19 protein-coding genes are annotated in these 16127 nt (G+C 40.1%); 4 read left to right on the top strand and 15 right to left on the bottom strand.

Going from position 1 to position 16127, the window contains the following annotated elements; all coding sequences use genetic code 11:
• Nucleotides 1-351 precede the first annotated feature (351 nt).
• The 9 genes from T7867_RS04070 to T7867_RS04030 form a co-directional block, all read right to left on the bottom strand.
• Nucleotides 352-1080 (bottom strand): LytR/AlgR family response regulator transcription factor, encoded by a 729-nt coding sequence (locus T7867_RS04070; RefSeq protein ID WP_322299841.1) that lies wholly within the window; start codon nucleotides 1078-1080, stop codon nucleotides 352-354.
• 356 nt (nucleotides 1081-1436) lie between these two features.
• Complete coding sequence (locus T7867_RS04065; protein WP_068216041.1) at nucleotides 1437-1940, bottom strand: DinB family protein; 504 nt, start codon at nucleotides 1938-1940, stop codon at nucleotides 1437-1439.
• Nucleotides 1941-2222: 282 nt separating this feature from the next.
• Nucleotides 2223-2621: a hypothetical protein gene (locus T7867_RS04060; RefSeq protein ID WP_068216039.1), complete on the bottom strand. Its 399-nt coding sequence runs from the start codon at nucleotides 2619-2621 to the stop codon at nucleotides 2223-2225.
• A 57-nt stretch (nucleotides 2622-2678) separates the two neighbouring features.
• Nucleotides 2679-4010 (bottom strand): DUF58 domain-containing protein, encoded by a 1332-nt coding sequence (locus T7867_RS04055; RefSeq protein ID WP_068216037.1) that lies wholly within the window; start codon nucleotides 4008-4010, stop codon nucleotides 2679-2681.
• Nucleotides 4010-4999 carry an AAA family ATPase gene (locus T7867_RS04050; RefSeq protein WP_068216035.1) on the bottom strand — a complete coding sequence of 330 codons (990 nt, stop codon included), beginning with the start codon at nucleotides 4997-4999 and terminating at the stop codon, nucleotides 4010-4012. Before T7867_RS04050 ends, T7867_RS04055 begins: the two co-directional genes overlap by 1 nt.
• Entirely contained in the window at nucleotides 4980-6152 is a 1173-nt protein-coding gene (locus tag T7867_RS04045) for a DUF4350 domain-containing protein (RefSeq protein ID WP_068216033.1), read from the bottom strand. The genes T7867_RS04050 and T7867_RS04045 overlap by 20 nt, the downstream gene beginning before the upstream one ends.
• Nucleotides 6149-6916, bottom strand: coding sequence for a DUF4129 domain-containing protein (locus T7867_RS04040; RefSeq protein WP_157717490.1), 768 nt, complete (start codon nucleotides 6914-6916; stop codon nucleotides 6149-6151). The genes T7867_RS04045 and T7867_RS04040 overlap by 4 nt, the downstream gene beginning before the upstream one ends.
• Nucleotides 6867-7838 (bottom strand): hypothetical protein, encoded by a 972-nt coding sequence (locus T7867_RS04035; protein ID WP_068216028.1) that lies wholly within the window; start codon nucleotides 7836-7838, stop codon nucleotides 6867-6869. The genes T7867_RS04040 and T7867_RS04035 overlap by 50 nt, the downstream gene beginning before the upstream one ends.
• The gene (locus T7867_RS04030; protein WP_068216026.1) at nucleotides 7810-8778 is read right to left on the bottom strand and encodes a stage II sporulation protein M; all 969 of its coding nucleotides are present in this window, start codon (nucleotides 8776-8778) and stop codon (nucleotides 7810-7812) included. Before T7867_RS04030 ends, T7867_RS04035 begins: the two co-directional genes overlap by 29 nt.
• Before the next feature lie 147 nt (nucleotides 8779-8925).
• Here T7867_RS04030 and T7867_RS04025 point away from each other — a divergent pair, with 147 nt between their 5' ends.
• A complete protein-coding gene (locus tag T7867_RS04025) occupies nucleotides 8926-9636 on the top strand; it encodes an RDD family protein (protein WP_068216024.1) in 711 nt (236 codons plus the stop codon).
• Nucleotides 9637-9638: 2 nt separating this feature from the next.
• A complete protein-coding gene (locus T7867_RS04020) occupies nucleotides 9639-9872 on the top strand; it encodes a cytochrome b5 domain-containing protein (protein WP_068216022.1) in 234 nt (77 codons plus the stop codon).
• A 61-nt stretch (nucleotides 9873-9933) separates the two neighbouring features.
• On the opposite strand, the gene T7867_RS04015 is transcribed toward T7867_RS04020, so the two are convergent.
• Entirely contained in the window at nucleotides 9934-10749 is an 816-nt protein-coding gene (locus T7867_RS04015; RefSeq protein WP_221405962.1) for a peptidase, read from the bottom strand.
• Nucleotides 10750-10841: 92 nt separating this feature from the next.
• On the opposite strand from T7867_RS04015, the gene tcmP reads away from it, so the two are divergent.
• Nucleotides 10842-11933, top strand: a complete 1092-nt coding sequence (gene tcmP, locus T7867_RS04010) for a three-Cys-motif partner protein TcmP (protein WP_068216017.1) — start codon at nucleotides 10842-10844, stop codon at nucleotides 11931-11933.
• Complete coding sequence (locus T7867_RS04005) at nucleotides 11926-12636, top strand: DUF5131 family protein (RefSeq protein ID WP_068216015.1); 711 nt, start codon at nucleotides 11926-11928, stop codon at nucleotides 12634-12636. Before tcmP ends, T7867_RS04005 begins: the two co-directional genes overlap by 8 nt.
• Here the strand turns inward: T7867_RS04005 and T7867_RS04000 are convergent.
• The 5 genes from T7867_RS04000 to T7867_RS03980 all read right to left on the bottom strand — a co-directional run bounded on the left by T7867_RS04000 (nucleotide 12633) and on the right by T7867_RS03980 (nucleotide 16111).
• Nucleotides 12633-13085, bottom strand: a complete 453-nt coding sequence (locus T7867_RS04000) for a DUF2306 domain-containing protein (RefSeq protein WP_068216013.1) — start codon at nucleotides 13083-13085, stop codon at nucleotides 12633-12635. The genes T7867_RS04005 and T7867_RS04000 overlap by 4 nt on opposite strands.
• A gap of 159 nt (nucleotides 13086-13244) precedes the next feature.
• Nucleotides 13245-13796 (bottom strand): DUF1579 domain-containing protein, encoded by a 552-nt coding sequence (locus T7867_RS03995; protein WP_068216011.1) that lies wholly within the window; start codon nucleotides 13794-13796, stop codon nucleotides 13245-13247.
• 50 nt (nucleotides 13797-13846) lie between these two features.
• A complete protein-coding gene (locus T7867_RS03990; protein WP_068216009.1) occupies nucleotides 13847-14134 on the bottom strand; it encodes a winged helix-turn-helix domain-containing protein in 288 nt (95 codons plus the stop codon).
• On the bottom strand, nucleotides 14124-14705 hold the full coding sequence (locus T7867_RS03985; RefSeq protein ID WP_068216007.1) for a hypothetical protein: 582 nt from the start codon (nucleotides 14703-14705) through the stop codon (nucleotides 14124-14126). The genes T7867_RS03990 and T7867_RS03985 overlap by 11 nt, the downstream gene beginning before the upstream one ends.
• 236 nt (nucleotides 14706-14941) lie before the next feature.
• Complete coding sequence (locus tag T7867_RS03980; protein WP_068216005.1) at nucleotides 14942-16111, bottom strand: 6-bladed beta-propeller; 1170 nt, start codon at nucleotides 16109-16111, stop codon at nucleotides 14942-14944.
• Nucleotides 16112-16127: the final 16 nt, after the last annotated feature.

Genomic DNA, 16127 nt, shown 5'->3' with positions numbered 1-16127 from the left:
AAAGATCAAAGTGAGTTATAAGCCTTCTTTATTATTCAGACTAACCTACTTTGAGCTAAACAGCTTCTCCGACAAAGCTGTTGCTCGCACATTCTATTATGAAGATGCAAAACCCTTAAAGTCCGCGTTTTGAAATGTAAGCGAATGGCTAAAATTTGTAAGCGAATGTCAGTTTGCTGTCGTTTAACTGCAAACAACTTATATTAATAATTGAGGGTGGAATATTTAAAAATGGCCTGCTGTTATGTGCTGATTGTTAAAAAATGGCATTTAAAGTCCATTAAAGAGTGTTTGTCTGCCTTATGGACTGCTGAGTTAAGCGAAATAATGTAGCGAAAAATAGTACTAGCGTTAACAGCGCCTCATCTGACTGTAGAGTTCTTCTTTATAAGTTCTTCCAATAGGAACTTCACAACCATTAATTATTACTAGCTGCTCTTTTTCATGAATACTATCAATATGCTCTCTGTTTACCACGTAAGCTCTGTGAGTCTGTATAAAGTAGTCGGAATTAAGCTCCTTTACCATGCCCTTAACCGTATGCCTAGAGATAAGCTGATGTGTTTTGGTAACTACTTTGCAGTAATTGTCTCCTGCGGCTTCTATCCAGAGAATGTCCTTTAAGAGTACTTTCTGAAGTTTGTTTCCAGACTTAATATATACCGACCTTCCGTTGAGTGGTGCTCTGCTGCTTTGGGGGGCGGCTTGCGTTTTCTTAGCTAAAGCAAGTGCCACAGCAGCTTTCAGATTATCTAGTTGAATAGGTTTAATTAAGTATGAAGCTGGAAATGATGCTGCTGCTTGTTCAATTACTTCTGGGTCAGTAAATGAAGTGGTGAATATTACGGGAGGTCCTTTTTTCTCATAAAGGCACTTCGCTAAACCAATACCATTAATCTTTCCAGGAATCGAAATATCCATGAGAACAACATCAGGAGCTGCCTTTTCAATGGCGTCTAGTGCTTCATCAGCATTATCGCATTCTCCAACCACTTCATATCCAGCATTTTGGACTGAAATCCTTGTGATTTTAGCATGAATTTTCTCATCCTCTACGACAAATACTCTTGCATCAGGCATAATCTAAATATATCAAAAAAGTTGTTTGAGCCACTATGATTCTATTTCACATGGCTGTTTTATGCTATTTACAGCAGAAAATGAAAAGGCCCTGATCACCGTGTGTGTTAGGGCCTTCTGCTGGGTCATTAAAATAAATGGTTTCTTAATGCTTTATATAATATAAATAGCTATAAATTTTCTTCACTTATAATTAGTACTCTTTATAGAGATTATACCCTATTCTCTCTGAAAATCTTTTTCCAGATTTAGCGGCTAGGCGGTTAAAACATGATTTAAAGCCTTGCATATTGATGCACAGTATTTTAGCATAATGAGAGCTATAATGGGTGTGCTTTCTGACCTGGGCTTGCCAGTTATCTCTCCCAAAAGAAAGGTGGCTGAATGCCTAGCGATCTAAGGTAAACATAGCCTTGAGCCCTATGGTGAATCTCATTGTCAACAAAATAGAGTAGTGAAGCATAATTAGGGTATTCGTATTGTCCGAATGCAGATTCGACCTTTTGAAATCTTTCTGAGCTAATTTTTGGCCAAACGCTATCTATAGTAACTGTGACTTTATCCCATAATTCGAGTAAACCCTCTTTAGTTTTGGGCATTGTCTTCGTGTGATCGAATTCCTCAATCTTTTCCCATTTTCCAGTAGCTAAGCCTTCAACACCTGGTGCAGCAATGTCTATCAGTTCCATGGCTAGCTCCGCAAACGGGCGCATTCCACCAATAGAGTGATTGAAAAGTTTATCTTCAGGAAAGGCTTCAATTACTCGTCTGGTCAAGTTTCTATGCCCTTGCCAATGAGCAAGCATAGCATCGGTTGAAATGAAAAGTTGGTCAGTTGTGGTTGCAGTTTGTGTTTCCATTGTCTTGAATTAAAAAGTTTCAAATGATTTATAATTCAAAGAAAATGGCCACTAGTGACAGCCCTATGTCAGTAGGTTTTGAAAGAGAGGAAATTAGATTTATCACTACCGCCCCTAACCCCTCCTGAGAGGAGGGAAATTGGAATTTATGCGGCTCATGATTTTTTTGAATATCAAATCTCCCCCTCCCAGGGGGAGTCAGAGAGAGGGCTTTCGATATAGATTTTCTCTAACCTGTGTTGGCTTTCGGCCCTCGGTCGTGTTGTCACCAACGAGTATCAATTAATGCCTGAAAGGATACTTTTTCAAGGAAACCAAACCCGAAGGGTTTTTCTCATATCTGGCAACTACATCATCATTGAACGACTCGGAGAAGTAAGGTTTGGTTCCACTCACTTTAGTTGGAAAAGGACTTCCTTCTAGGAAGAAAAAGACCTCTGTAGTTCCTAGTTTATTATGAGGCTGAAAATTGCCATAAGCTTCTAATTCTGACCAAACCGTGTCATTGACAGTGACAATGTAGACTCGTTTTACCGGCCCAGTGTTGTTCTCGTTTCTGTAGAAGGTAACCTGCTCAAATTGGGTTTCAAGATCATTCACCCCTTTCTGATTGAAGGCGTTCCAAAGCATAACGCCAAGGATAAGCACTGTAATTGCCAATATAATTTGCTTGGGTTTCATGAGGCTTGTTGTTTTAGGAGATTCCCGTTTTCACGGGAATGACGTTCTAAATGAATTCTAAACCAACCCCCTTGACTTTAGTTCCAAATACTTGTTGATCGTATTTACCGTCAGGTCTTGCGGAGGGGTAAGCACCGAATAAATGCCATGCTTTCTGAGCTCCTTTACTATGAGTCGCTTCTCGTGATCGTATTTCTCAGCAATAGTTTTGTAATAGATGTCTTTCACAGACTTTGGTCTGCTTTCCAGTAGGTCTTTCAACTCCGTATTTTCGAAGAACACGACTACTAATACATGGTTCTTTGCCAGATTAGAGAAATAAGGCAATTGCCTTTCCAAAGCAGCCATCGACTCAAAATTGGTAAAGAGAATCAACAAGCTTCTTTGCGTGAGCTTCCTCTTTACGGTAACAAATAACCTTGAGTAGTCCGCTTCTTTGTACAGTGTCTTTTGGTTGTAAAGCGACTCCTGAATCAGCTGCATCTGCTTGTTTCGCTTGCTAGCAGGAAGCACCGTACTCACTTTGTGCTGAAAGGTAATCATCCCGGCACGATCGCCTTTTTTGATGATGATATTGGAAAGTGCCAGTGTAGCGTTGATAGCGTAATCGAGCAAACTGAGCCCTTCAAAAGGCATTTGCATCACCCTACTCTTATCTATCAGACAGTAAACCTGCTGAGACCTTTCATCCTGATAGTTGTTCACCATCAGCTGGTCTCTTCTGGCAGTAGCCTTCCAGTTGATAGTTCTAAAATCATCTCCCGGAACGTATTCCTTAATCTGCTCAAACTCCTGATTATGGCCCAGTCTTCTAATCTTCTTCACTCCCTGAAGCGTCAGCTGATTAGAGATAGCTAACAGTTCATACTTCCTCATTTGAATGTAAGAAGGGTAGACAGGAACCATGGTAGATTCACCAAACTGAAACCTTCTGGAGATTAATCCAAGTGGTGATTTTACAAAGACATTGGTTTTACCGAAGTGATATTCGCCTCGCTTTACTGGTCTGAGTTCGTAGTTAATGGCTTTCGAACCGGCCGCTGGAATTTCAATATCAAAGCTTGCCTTCCGCATTTGGAATTGATCAGGCACCTCATCAATTACCATTAGCTTCGCCTTAAACTGATACATATTCTGAATGAATATGCGCATAGGATTCTGATCACCGTTAGAGAATTTCTCTGGAGCAAACCTGCTGGCGGTTACTCCTTTCTTCACCCTAAAGAGGAGAAGAATATCAATAATCGCCAAGCTTAATAGTAAGTAGAGCAAGGCGCGGGCAAAACTTTCCAAGCCTCCAATAGCATAGCCCAACAGGGCACTGGCTACAATTATACCAATGGCCGCAAAAAGCCTATTGCTGAGATATATTGCCCGAATTACTTTCACTAACGTGGCACTTCTACTTTATCAATGATCTCTTTGATTATTTCATCAGAAGAAATGCCTTCCATTTCGCTTTCTGGCGTAAGAATTACCCTGTGTCGCATTACAGGAACAGCGATAAACTTCACATCTTCAGGAGTTACAAAGTCTCTCCCATTCATGGCGGCAAATGCTTTAGAAGCCGCCAAAATAGACACTGAAGCCCTTGGTGATGCCCCAAGAATTAGCGAAACGTGTTTTCTGGTAGCGGCTACAATCTCTGCGATGTACTTCAACACTTCTTGCTCTACATGCACTTCGCCAACTACTTTCTTGAACTCCGCAATATCACTTGGAGAAAGAACAGGTTGAACAGTCTCTAAATCTACCGCCACTTTTTGCTCATGGTGGTTTATCAGAATGTCCATTTCCTGATCTATTGAAGGATAACCAACCGTGAGCTTAAAGAGGAATCTATCGAGTTGAGCCTCTGGTAATCGGTAAGTTCCTTCTTGCTCAATCGGGTTTTGAGTGGCCACCACAAAGTAGGGTTCAGTCATTTTTCGAGTCTCGCCATCAACTGTAACCTGACGCTCTTCCATCACCTCAAAAAGGGCTGCTTGCGTTTTGGCTGGAGCACGATTTATCTCATCGATGAGGATGATGTTCGAGAAGATTGGCCCAGGTTTGAATTCAAATTCGGTCTTCTTTTGGTTGAAGATTGAAGTACCTAAAACATCTGATGGCATCAGGTCTGGTGTAAACTGAATTCTGGAAAAGTCGGCTTTAATTACTTTGGCTAAAAGTTTAGCCGTGAGCGTTTTGGCCACACCTGGCACACCTTCTAACAGCACATGCCCGTTGGAAAGTATGCTCACCAAAAGCATGTCTACCATCTCTTGTTGGCCGACCAACACTTTGCCTATCTCTGCTCGCATAGCGTCTAGCTTGCCTTGAAGCACAGAAAGGTCTAATCTTGATTCGAACTCTGGTTTATCTTCCATCTGTTCCATAAATATTCTCGAGTTGAGTGTTTAACATTTTCAATTCCTGAACACTGACTTCCGACTGATTTTTGATCTTCTCCATCATGTCGAATAACTTCTTCAGCTGCACCACATCTTTGCCCGATTTAGCACTCAGCTTCTCGAAGAAATCTTTGTCGAATTTTTGAAAGTTCAGGTAGTATTTAGTGCGAATGAACTCCAGAAAATACTGAATCTTCTTTTCTGCAATGTCTTTGTGATTTCCGCTCTTTAGGTAAAGTTTGCCAATGGTCTTTACGAATTCAAGGCTTGTGTTCTTGAGCGGTTCTATTATCGGTATGATTCGCTGTTTTCTCTTGGCTTCAAACACCATAAAAAGGAGTAGCGAAATGATGGTTACACCGTAGGCAAATTTTAGGGCTGGGGTGGTAAGAATTACCCTCAAAGGTGTTTGTGCTTCTATTCTTCCTAATTGATAATATTCGCTCCAAATAGTGGTTCTTTGAGGTAATTCGCTCAATAAAGTTGAGGCATATTGAGCATTGTCTTCAAAAAAGAGGTAGTTATTGGTGAAAGCTAAAGGTGTACTATTGAACACTATTTTGCCGCTACCGAAAGGCACGCTAATAGCCACGGGGTCATCATTTTCATTAACAGCCAAAACCGTATGATCTACACTGTCTAATTCAGAATAGTAGGTGGCCACAGCATCGCGCTTGAAGCGGTAGATATCTCTGTTAATTCTAGCTTCAACTGTATCTTGATTGGCATTGATGACATAATACAGCTCGTCCAGATCGGTGCCGATTTTGAGTGTGTCGAGCAAAGGCCCTCCCATTTTTTCGGCAGAAATAAAGGCTGTCATACCTTGGTTCACCGCATTAAGTAGTATGTACGTATCCTCTTGATCCATCAATAGCTGATCGGCAAAGATGATCAGGTTTTTATCTGCTAAAACCGAGTCTTTAATTTCATAAAGCGTGCGGTTTAGCGACTGTACTTCGCTGCCTCCCATAAACTCTGGCAGCAGGTCTTTCAGTACATAGCCACCATAAGGGTTCTTATCTAAATGAGAATAAGTTCGTGCATAGCTGGTTGGTTCTTTCTGGAAATATTGAATGAGGAACAATACTAGAAAGACAAAGATGATGATGGCGTAATACTTTTTATCTCCTCTCATGCTGCTGCCACCTCCTTTCTACTAGCTATATCAGCAAGAGTTTTGGCTTTGGTGTGCGCTTTCTCATAGATACTTTTTTCTACTTCGAAATCTCCATACCAAGCGTAGTCAAAGTAGTAGCACAAATCTTTGAATGGCTGCTTTAGCTTTTCATCGTTCAGCTGATAAAGGTATTCGTAATTGGTTCGCCCTTGTTCCCAATCAATAATCTGGGCTTCGCTTAAGGCCTTGAGGGTTTTAAGGTATTCTACACGAATAGCTAATCGATAATCTTTGTTGGCTAATGCATCATTCAGCAGCTGATCAAAGTCTAGCTCATGAATATTTTCCTCCATGTATTCGAAGCTCGTTTTTCCCTTATCGGCCGAACCATAAAACACATCTTTTATGTCTATGCTGAATATTTTAATGATGGCCACAAGCAATAGAATAAAAAGCGCTACATAGAGCAAAATTCTACCAATTGGGGTGCCTGTTGCTGCTTGGAAGATTGAGCCAATGAACTTTTGAATGAAATTCATAATCCGCTGAAGAAGCGATGGCGTTTCTTCTTGTCTCTCAACATAGTCGAAATCTCCGCTGTCTTTCAACTCATCAATTCTCGACTTATCGAATTCTCGATTCTCCTGTACAGGCTCTTGCATGCCGATAGAAGAGGCAAAAGTAGGCTGAAAAGATGAACCAATAATCAGCAATAATATGGTAATGAGCTTTTTAATGGTACTCTTCCTCGTCTTCTTCGTTGCTCTCTTCTTCTGCTCCAAAAGCATCAATCTTCTTCATCAATGCCGTGGCATCTTTCTCCTCCGACATGCTAAAGTACTGAACCGTCATACCTACCAGTGGAATACTGTAGGTAAGAAACGAGCCGATGAGCAAAATAGCTCCAAACAGATAATTTAGTAATGACATATAGGCTGGAGTCTCTTCCATCAAATCCATTTCTGCAGTGGAGAAAAAGCTGAAAATCATGCTGCCATAGAATGGTAGGGCGAATATTACAATGACTGCATTGTAAATGAGCAGGAATAAAAGCAACAAACCGATGGAAGACCACCAATTGCCCTTGAGCAGGCGGAAAGCCTGACTGAGTCCGCTCCCAATCCCTTTGCCTTCAAATATTTGTGCAGGTATGGCGGTGAACATAATCACCATATAGAAACCCATAAACAGGTAAATAACAGGGATAATGAGTACCGAAAGCACGGCTGCAAATAGGGCCAGTGGGAAGATCAAAATCATATAGGCCACAAAGAATACTATGCCGTAGAGTAGGGTAGTTCCAAATATGGTCCAATAGATTTTCTTCACCCTATCCCATACTTCAGAAGTGGTGTAATCTGCACTTTGGTATTGTTCGTAGCACCTTACGCAGGCATAAATTGTAGAGACAATCATGGTTCCTGCAAAGGCCATTAAGAACATAAAGCCTATGGCTGAAAAGCCAATCGACATCAATTCTGATACACTAGGCTCGGCACCAGCATTACTGTTAATACCAGCATTGAACGATGAACTCAGAATATTGGAAACTAGGAAAGTTCCTAGCAACACAAATGGGCTAGAGAAAAAGAATAAGCTTTTAAATAGCGGTTTCGCATTTATGCGAATGAACTCAAAGGTGCCTTCTAGTTTCTGGCCGAAGGTCCTGGTTTTTCTAAGCTCGAATATTCTTGCGGTTGGCATTGGCTAGTTTAATTGGGTAAACAACGTAGTAGTAAATAATAAAGAAGGCCGAACCAAAAATGATGGTTCCGCTCAAAATCCAAGGCATGCTGGTGTAGCGAGTGAAAAAGCCTTCTATAAAACCTGCTAGAATAAAGACAGGCATTAGACCCATCACTATTTTGAGGCCTTTAATAGCTCCCTTTTTAAACGAAGCCATTCGGGAATAAGTACCGGGAAATAGGATACTATTGCCCATCACAAAGCCTGCTGCTCCTGCAATGACAATGGCAGAAAGTTCTAAGGTTCCATGAAGCATCACTACTTTAAATGACTCATTCAGAAAACCCTGCTGTGCTAAAAAGGTAAAGAAGCACCCCACCATTACACCGTTTTGCAAAAGCATGAAGCCCGTGCCCAGTGAGAGCAAAAGGCCAGCAGCAAAAGCAAAAAATGAAACGCGAACATTATTAAAAGTGATGGCAAAAAAGGAATCCATTTGGCTGCCTCGGCCATAAACGGCTAAAGCATCTCCCTCTTTTATGTTTTCTAAAGTCATGTTTACATAGCCATCGCCAAGAATAGTACGCACAAAACTGTCATCTGCTTTTTGCGAGACTATACCGATTAGAATGGATACCGCGAAAACAACGAAAGCATAAAGCAATTTTTTTCTGGCTTCGAACATAATCATCGGTACCTCATATTTCCAGAACTCAACAAAGCGCTTGCGGTCTTCCGCCTTGTTCTTGTAAATCTTGCCATGAATTTTGGAGGCTAAGTCATTGAGGTAGATGTAGGTTCTACTTTCTGGGTATTGAGTTCTGGCAAAAGCCAAATCGTCAGTGACCTGAATAAATAGATCAGATAGCTTGTCTGGGTCTGAGCTGTCTGACCTTAGCAGATTCTCAAACTCTTCCCATTTCTTAACATTCCGCTTAACAAAAGCAGATTCTCGCATCTATCTATCTTTTTGTAGTGCAGCCAATATACAAAGCCATTCGAAAAAGATTGAGCTTTTAGATCAGTTCTATATCTGCGGTAAGCAAAATTTCTTGTTATAATTACACTTCCTTAAAAATGGCTCTCAGGCTTCAGAAATAGATTTATGCAAATCAGTATTCAAACCACACAGAATGTCACCATCGAACACGATAAAGCAGGAGTTGGCAACCGTGTGCTGGCTTTTATGATAGACCTAGCCATTCTTATTCTGGCGGGTATGGCAATTGGCTATACCATGGACCAAATAGGATGGTCGGATAAGCAGTGGATTAACATTCTCTTCTACTTTCCAGTGTTCTTTTACGATCTGTACATGGAGATTCTAAACAACGGTCAGTCGGTGGGTAAAATGATCATGAACCTGCGCGTAGTCAGATTAGATGGAACCGCACCAACCATAGGTGGTTTTATTTTACGGTGGATTCTCAAGCCTATTGATGTTATGCTGAGTGGCTCTATTGCCATTATCTCCATTGCTCTTACCCAAAATGGCCAACGATTGGGCGATTTGGCTGCAGGCACTACAGTGGTGAAGCTGAGAAAGACGGAAAAAGTGAATAGGCTTCAATTGGTTGAAAAAATGGAAGAAGATTATGAACCTCAGTTTCCTGAAGTAAAAGCCCTTACCGACAAAGAGGTAAACCTAATTAAAGACTGCCTCCGCATGCAGGCCGACCATACCAACTCCAAACCAGTATTGATGATGTCGGAAAAGGTGAAGCAAAAATTGGATATTGAATCAGACATGAGGCCTACACAATTTCTCTATACCATTTTGAGAGATCATACCTATTACACTACCAGAGAACAATAGCGGTGAAAACATATACCAAATCACAATTGGCCTTAAGAAACGGGCAAGACCGAGATGAGGTCTGGGTGGCCTATCAAGGTAAAATCTACGATGTAACTAAATCCAGGCTCTGGAAAACCGGCAAGCATTACGAGCACTGGGCAGGCCAAGATTTAACTGACGAACTCCCTGACGCACCTCACACCGAGAAGGTATTTGAGAAGTTTGAGGTAATTGGGGGACTGGAGAATCAGTGATCAGTCGATCAGAAATCAGTCAATCAGTTTGACTGATTCCTGTTTTCTGATATCCTGAGTACTATTTACCCCCATTTGCAGCTAGGTCAGCTAGACAATTGGCGTCTAATTCTGGTGGGCTACTCATGCCGAAGAGGTCACTGATTCCGCCAGCGCTCTCTACCGCATAGTACATTAGGCAGTTTTCATTGTCGCAATGCGCTCCATTGGCCTCATCTTGATGATCGGTCTGCATATCTGATCCCAAATTGACTAGCCCGAGAATGTGTCCGAATTCATGAGCCATAACCGTAGAAGTTAACATTTGGGTCGACACTTGCCCTGGACCTCCAGAGAGTTCCTCAATTCTGTTCTGGAACAGCACCATCGAAGTATTTCGGTGGGCAATGCCCAAAACGTTTTCATTCTCACTATAGTTACCATCGGCAAAATAGAAGTAAACGGCTAGGGTAGAGCCATTAGTGAATTGAGTTCTCGAGTTGTCTTCTATTCCACGTAAATCGGAAAGGCTGTAGTTGCCTTGGTCTGGTGCTGTTACTTCAGTTGTAGTAATAGTAATGCCTCCAGGCTTGTTCAGCCTTTGGTTCAAGAAATTTCTCAAGTAGTTTACACTTCCTTGTGGAGGCTCAAAGCCAGCAGCATACTGAATTTCTACCCTCAGAGAATTATAGCTTGAAGAAGAAAGTAAATCATTGGCTGAACTACCTACCGCTCCACGGTTCAAATTGTTATTGCTATTGCTTCCGGGCTCAGGGTCGTCACCGCTACACGTAGTAATCAAAAGAGCTACTATAGAGAAAAGTGCTAGCTGTTGAAGTTTTCTTGAAAAAGTCATGTTCATATAACTCATGGCGGTTTGCAATGTTGCAAAAGACATTTTGAATACAACAGCTTGAAAGATTCGTAATATGTTAATAATTGTATTTGTGGGTGTTTAATTTTAGTTTTATCGTATTTTAATTTAATAAAATGACAAAGGACATACATAAAAATGAATTTGATTTTGGCACTAAGATCAAGCTGGAAATTTTCAGGGAGTATTTAAAAGCTTGGCTTCCAACATTTACAAAAGCAAGAAAAATCTACTGGAGGGATATCTATGTATATGACTTTTTTTCTGGTGAGGGAAAGGATTCAGAGGGGAATTCAGGTAGTCCCTTGATAATTATCGAAGAGCTTCTGTCTCATCATGAAGCAATTGAAAGTAATAAATTGAACTTAACAATTGTCTTGAATGAAAAGGTAAAAAGAAAGTTTAATATCCTTAAAGAAGTTATAGATTCTAACAAGCCAAAGGAAGCACCATATAAAGTAGAGTTACATCAAAGAGCTTTCAAGGAGTTTTTCAATGATCAATATTCTAGAATAAAATCGGATCACTGTCCTAGACTCATCTTTCTTGATCAATACGGTATTAAAGAGATTACCAAAGATATTTTTAGCATGTTGGTTTCTCTAAAAAGAACTGACTTTATATTTTTTATTTCCTCTTCTTTTGTCAGAAGGTTTTATGAACAAGAAGAGTTTAAAAATTACATAACTCTAACAAAGAGCGACTTTGATCAATCAAGGCCCGTTCATAGCCATAGGGTTGTCTTCGAATATTATAAATCTCTACTTGGAAAGGAGTATCATTTAGCACCATTTTCTATAAAGAAAGGGTCTAATATTTATGGGCTAATTTTTGGATCAAATCATTCGTTAGGATTAGAAAAGTTTCTGAATATTGCATGGCGAATAAATCCGCACTCTGGAGATGCGAATTTTAATATAGATGAAGAAGGGTATTTAACTACTGGCCAATGGTCTCTATTCCCAACCGAGAATCTTCCCAAGAAGCTTAATGTTTTTGAGAGAGATTTAAAGGCCAGAATTTTATCTAGAGAACTTTCGAGCGATTCTGATGTATATAAGTACAGTCTGGATCAGGGGTTCTTGCCGAGACATGCTAATGTGGTTCTCAAGGAATTGATAATTAACCAACAGATAGAAGAGATAAGGACTACGAGCTCTAACATACACAGGCTTGAACCACCCCAAAAAATTGTTATTTATGAGTAAGTCGAGCATAGAATGGACAGAAATGACTTGGAATCCTACTACTGGCTGTACGAAGATTTCGGCTGGTTGTAAATTCTGCTATGCAGAAGGCATGGCCAAAAGGTTACAGGCAATGGGTGTAGAAAAATACAAAGATGCTTTTAAGGTTAGGATGCATCCATCAGAGCTCGATACTCCTTACAAATGGAAAAAGCCAAAGGTAGTTTTTGTAAACTCCATGAGTGACCTTTTCCATCCAGATGTGCCTTTAACCTTCATTAAGAAGGTTTTTAAAGTAATGCGCGACAACCCTCAACATGTATTTCAAGTCTTGACTAAAAGGTCTGAAAGACTACTTGAGCTTAGTTCTCAACTAAAATGGACTCATAATATTTGGATGGGAGTTTCTGTTGAGGATGAAAGAGTTATGAAGAGGATAGACGATTTGAGCCAGACAAAGGCAAGAGTCAAATTTCTAAGCTGCGAACCTTTGATTGGCCCATTGCCTAATTTAAGCCTTGAAGGCATTGATTGGGTAATTGTAGGTGGTGAAAGTGGCCACAAACCACGGCCTATGGATGTTAACTGGGTCTTAGATATTCAAGAACAATGTGAAAATGCGCAAGTTGCCTTCTTTTTTAAGCAGTGGGGAGGAAGAAACAAAAAGGCTGCAGGACGAATTTTGAATGGCAGAACTTATGATGAGATGCCAGAGGTGTTTTAACCAAATATCTTTTTCGCCTTTCGGTTAATAAGCACCATACCCACCATGGCGGTTCCAAACGAAGCTAACGCTACTACCCACCAAAAATGCTGGCCTTGGAGTAACCTTGTTCCTGTTTCGGCCCAAAAGGCACAGTATAGCCCTACAACCGACCAATTCATGGAGAAGAAGTGAGCTTTAAACCAACCCTTGCTTTTCTTTAGAATAGGAATCATTCCTCCCATAAGTGCCGCCAAACTGACGAGTGCAAAGCCATGGAACAAAGAAAAGCCTCCAAAATTATATATGGCAAAAGCAGTTCCGTTGAGCCCCAACATGCAGACTACATAAATGTAACCCAGCACTTTATGGGTTTTATCTCCTTTGATCTTGAGCAGTACTATGCCACCAAATATCATGGCTAGTACTGCAAAAACGGTATGAATTAGGCCTATTGTTGAATGAATCATGATTTAGTTTTTTTACTGATGCTAGTATTTAAGAATTGATGTTGAAAATCTCTTGGCCGATGCTTCTCGCGATAGCTATCGGGATCGCTCAGAATGGGAAAATCTACTTTCCATCCCGAGTTTATCGAGAGATCGGCCAATTTCTAAATCCTTAGGCGGCTATTTCACCCTAGTTAGTTTCATCTCCATAAAAGGATACCAAGAATTGCCATCCATGCTATATGCACCTGACTCTATCCATGTATCATTCTCAATTTTGATAGTGTATTGAATTTCACCTTTTTGAACCTTAAAGCCCCAAACAAACTCTCCTTTATCATTAAACTCTCCCTTGGCTAAAGTTGACTGGCCTCTGGCCACTAAAGAATGAAAATCATACTGTTTCTTATCGGCATTATAATAGATCATACCTAAGGCATGGTGCCCTAATGTTTCTCCAGACATACCTTTGCCTTCAACAATAAGTGACATTCCATTAAGGCGCGACTCCACCTTTTCTTCTACCGTGAATGACATTTTGTTTTGAAACTGGTCGTCCATTTGCCAGCCTTCACCTTTCCACTCACCAACCCAAGTAGATAGCTTATTCATTTCGTCTTTAGAGATGTTAGCATATTGAGCTTGAGCTTGTTGGCTAATGAGTAGAGCGGCTGCCAAGATTATACCGAGATATAAATGTTGAGCCATGCTGAGTAATTGATTTGCTTTCATAATTGTATTTTTAAACTGGTTTATTTTATAAACTATAAATAGAAATTTTTTTAAGGCTTCAGGTATTGTTGAATATTCTTCACGTAGCTTTCAAAGGCATCAATACCTTGTTTGGTGATTTTACAGGTAGTTTTGGGCTTCTTGCCCTCAAACTTCTTTTCAACAGAAATATAACCTGCGGTAGAAAGCTTATCTATTTGCACGCTCAAATTGCCAGCGGTTGCTCCCGTCTGTTCCTTGATGTACACAAAGTCTGCACTTTCCACACTAATCAGCAGTGACATTACCGCAAGCCGCAGTTGTGAGTGTAATAATGGATCGAGTGCTTCAAACGGCATTCTTCTTAGCGTTAGATTTCATAATATAGCCCGGAACCAAGTAGCCAAAAGCCACACCAGAGGCCATCAAAAGCATCTGCTTGGTTGGGTCTACTCTAAAAGCTGCCAAAGCTAACAACCAAAAGATAATTGAACCGATTCTTAAGGGCTGAAAATTCATCATGGCACCAGAAACTGATGTGCCAACACCCGCTAAGAGCAGAATAAACGGAATGGTGTTCCAGCCAATTGATTCCCCATTGAAAATGATGGTAAACATGGCAATACCCAAGCTCGCCCAAAGCCATCCGTACAACTTGTCGGTGTAATTACGCACCTGTGCCTGTCTGCTTTTCTTGCTGCCTTTAATCATGGAGAGTACAGCTCCAATAATGGTTAGGCTCCACCCAGCATATGGATATTCGAAAGAAGTATATGCCGCAGTGATGTAGTGAAATAAACTAGCGAACATCACTATCCAGCCCCAAAGCAGAAAGAAATAACTATTGTCTGTATAGCGCTTTCTGGCTTTGCCAATCATCTGTTGTATCAAATCCAGACTTTCTTGAGGAGATAATTCTTTGTCTTCCATGATTCAATTTTATACAAAAATAAAGTAGTTTATAATATAAACCAAATGAAATGAGATAAAGTCCCTCTCTGCTAGTAATCGGTTGGTAGAGAACGACTTTTCAGGTAAGCCGTTACTTCATCTCGTTGACACAATGCGACTTACTATATGCTGTCCTTTTTTTGGGGATGAATGGTTTAAAAGCTTTTAAATTGGGTATAAGTGAACATCATTAGATGATAAACTGAGTACATCAGTTATTTGACATGAATTTTCACAATTACGCCTGATGAATTTTTCAACTTACTCTCGAGTGCATTTACCGTAGCTTCATGAATTTGCAACTGGGGGTTTGATGCAATTCTCTCCTTAACCACCTCTAGTTCGTAACTGACTTGTTCAATATCTTTTGCTGAAAATATGTTCTGACCATCTAGGAGAAAATAGTTAATCGGAAGTTGTAAGACAGTCCTGTCTTGAATCATGGAAGAATAAATGTAGTGTACAGAGTCTTGCTTATTAGCCATGTACAAAAACCTTTTCGATTTATATGAGAAGCTAAAGGTTTCGACAAGCTCATTATTTAAGTAGTTGCCCAAAAAATAGGCTTTATCTGAATTTGCTATATCTCTGCTCGTAATTCCAGGTTCAGCAATTAAATCATCGATTTCAAGCCGAATATCCTGGAAGTCAATAATGCGATGAGTGGAAAGTTCACCATTTTCCACATTGTAGATAGTGTCATTGAATGCCTCAATAAAGTAGTTATCTCCTTTATTGGTATAAAACGGATCCTCTTGTGAGAATGTAAAGCCCTTTATATTCGATTTGATTAACGAACCCTGATAAGTAATGTCATCATTTTTGTAGTTATAGATAGTTACATTAAAGGGCGAATCGTCCATAGGGCTATTCAGCTGATAATTAAGTATATGCTCATCATTTGTAACATAAGTTTTAAAACCCATGTGGTTTTTCCTAACAGTTTTAACAGGGGCAAAATCGTCCAGACTATAGTACTCAACTTTCATTAAGTCGTTAATTACTATGTAGTTATCTATAAATGAGAAGTTTAATATCTCATTGTACTCGTTGGGGCCTGCTCCTAATGAAAATAGTGTTTTTTCGAACTCCCAATTCTTATTGAACTCATGTATCTTTTGAGTTCCCATATCAAGGACATAATAATTGTTCCGATACATTTGAATGTCCGCAATTGATCCCATCAATTCGTTCTTCGGAAGATTTAGTGGGATAAAGATCACGGAATCAAATACCTGTGACTCGCTGATTTTATCTAGAAAATCTTTTTTATCAATTACTATTGTCTTGGAAGATACAACTCCTAGTTCAGTGCTTCTATCAACACTACAACTAACAGATAATACTATTAAGAAAACGATTAGGCTTCGGTGGTTTATTGACATCTTATTAATTGTGGAT

This window comes from Roseivirga spongicola (genome assembly GCF_034376045.1).
GTDB classification, from domain to species: Bacteria; Bacteroidota; Bacteroidia; order Cytophagales; family Cyclobacteriaceae; genus Roseivirga; species Roseivirga spongicola.
This window is presented reverse-complemented; position numbering and strand designations above follow the sequence as displayed.

Coding starts and splice junctions, on each gene's coding strand:
- T7867_RS03980 (WP_068216005.1), bottom strand. CDS start 16,111: ATGTCAATAAACCACCGAAGCCTAATCGTTTTCTTAATAGTATTATCT.
- T7867_RS03995 (WP_068216011.1), bottom strand. CDS start 13,796: ATGAAAGCAAATCAATTACTCAGCATGGCTCAACATTTATATCTCGGT.
- T7867_RS04000 (WP_068216013.1), bottom strand. CDS start 13,085: ATGATTCATTCAACAATAGGCCTAATTCATACCGTTTTTGCAGTACTA.
- T7867_RS04025 (WP_068216024.1), top strand. CDS start 8,926: ATGCAAATCAGTATTCAAACCACACAGAATGTCACCATCGAACACGAT.
- T7867_RS04005 (WP_068216015.1), top strand. CDS start 11,926: ATGAGTAAGTCGAGCATAGAATGGACAGAAATGACTTGGAATCCTACT.
- T7867_RS04035 (WP_068216028.1), bottom strand. CDS start 7,838: ATGCCAACCGCAAGAATATTCGAGCTTAGAAAAACCAGGACCTTCGGC.
- T7867_RS04060 (WP_068216039.1), bottom strand. CDS start 2,621: ATGAAACCCAAGCAAATTATATTGGCAATTACAGTGCTTATCCTTGGC.
- T7867_RS04045 (WP_068216033.1), bottom strand. CDS start 6,152: ATGAGAGGAGATAAAAAGTATTACGCCATCATCATCTTTGTCTTTCTA.
- T7867_RS04030 (WP_068216026.1), bottom strand. CDS start 8,778: ATGCGAGAATCTGCTTTTGTTAAGCGGAATGTTAAGAAATGGGAAGAG.
- T7867_RS03990 (WP_068216009.1), bottom strand. CDS start 14,134: ATGCCGTTTGAAGCACTCGATCCATTATTACACTCACAACTGCGGCTT.
- T7867_RS04065 (WP_068216041.1), bottom strand. CDS start 1,940: ATGGAAACACAAACTGCAACCACAACTGACCAACTTTTCATTTCAACC.
- T7867_RS04015 (WP_221405962.1), bottom strand. CDS start 10,749: ATGTCTTTTGCAACATTGCAAACCGCCATGAGTTATATGAACATGACT.
- T7867_RS04050 (WP_068216035.1), bottom strand. CDS start 4,999: ATGGAACAGATGGAAGATAAACCAGAGTTCGAATCAAGATTAGACCTT.
- T7867_RS04070 (WP_322299841.1), bottom strand. CDS start 1,080: ATGCCTGATGCAAGAGTATTTGTCGTAGAGGATGAGAAAATTCATGCT.
- T7867_RS03985 (WP_068216007.1), bottom strand. CDS start 14,705: ATGGAAGACAAAGAATTATCTCCTCAAGAAAGTCTGGATTTGATACAA.
- tcmP (WP_068216017.1), top strand. CDS start 10,842: ATGACAAAGGACATACATAAAAATGAATTTGATTTTGGCACTAAGATC.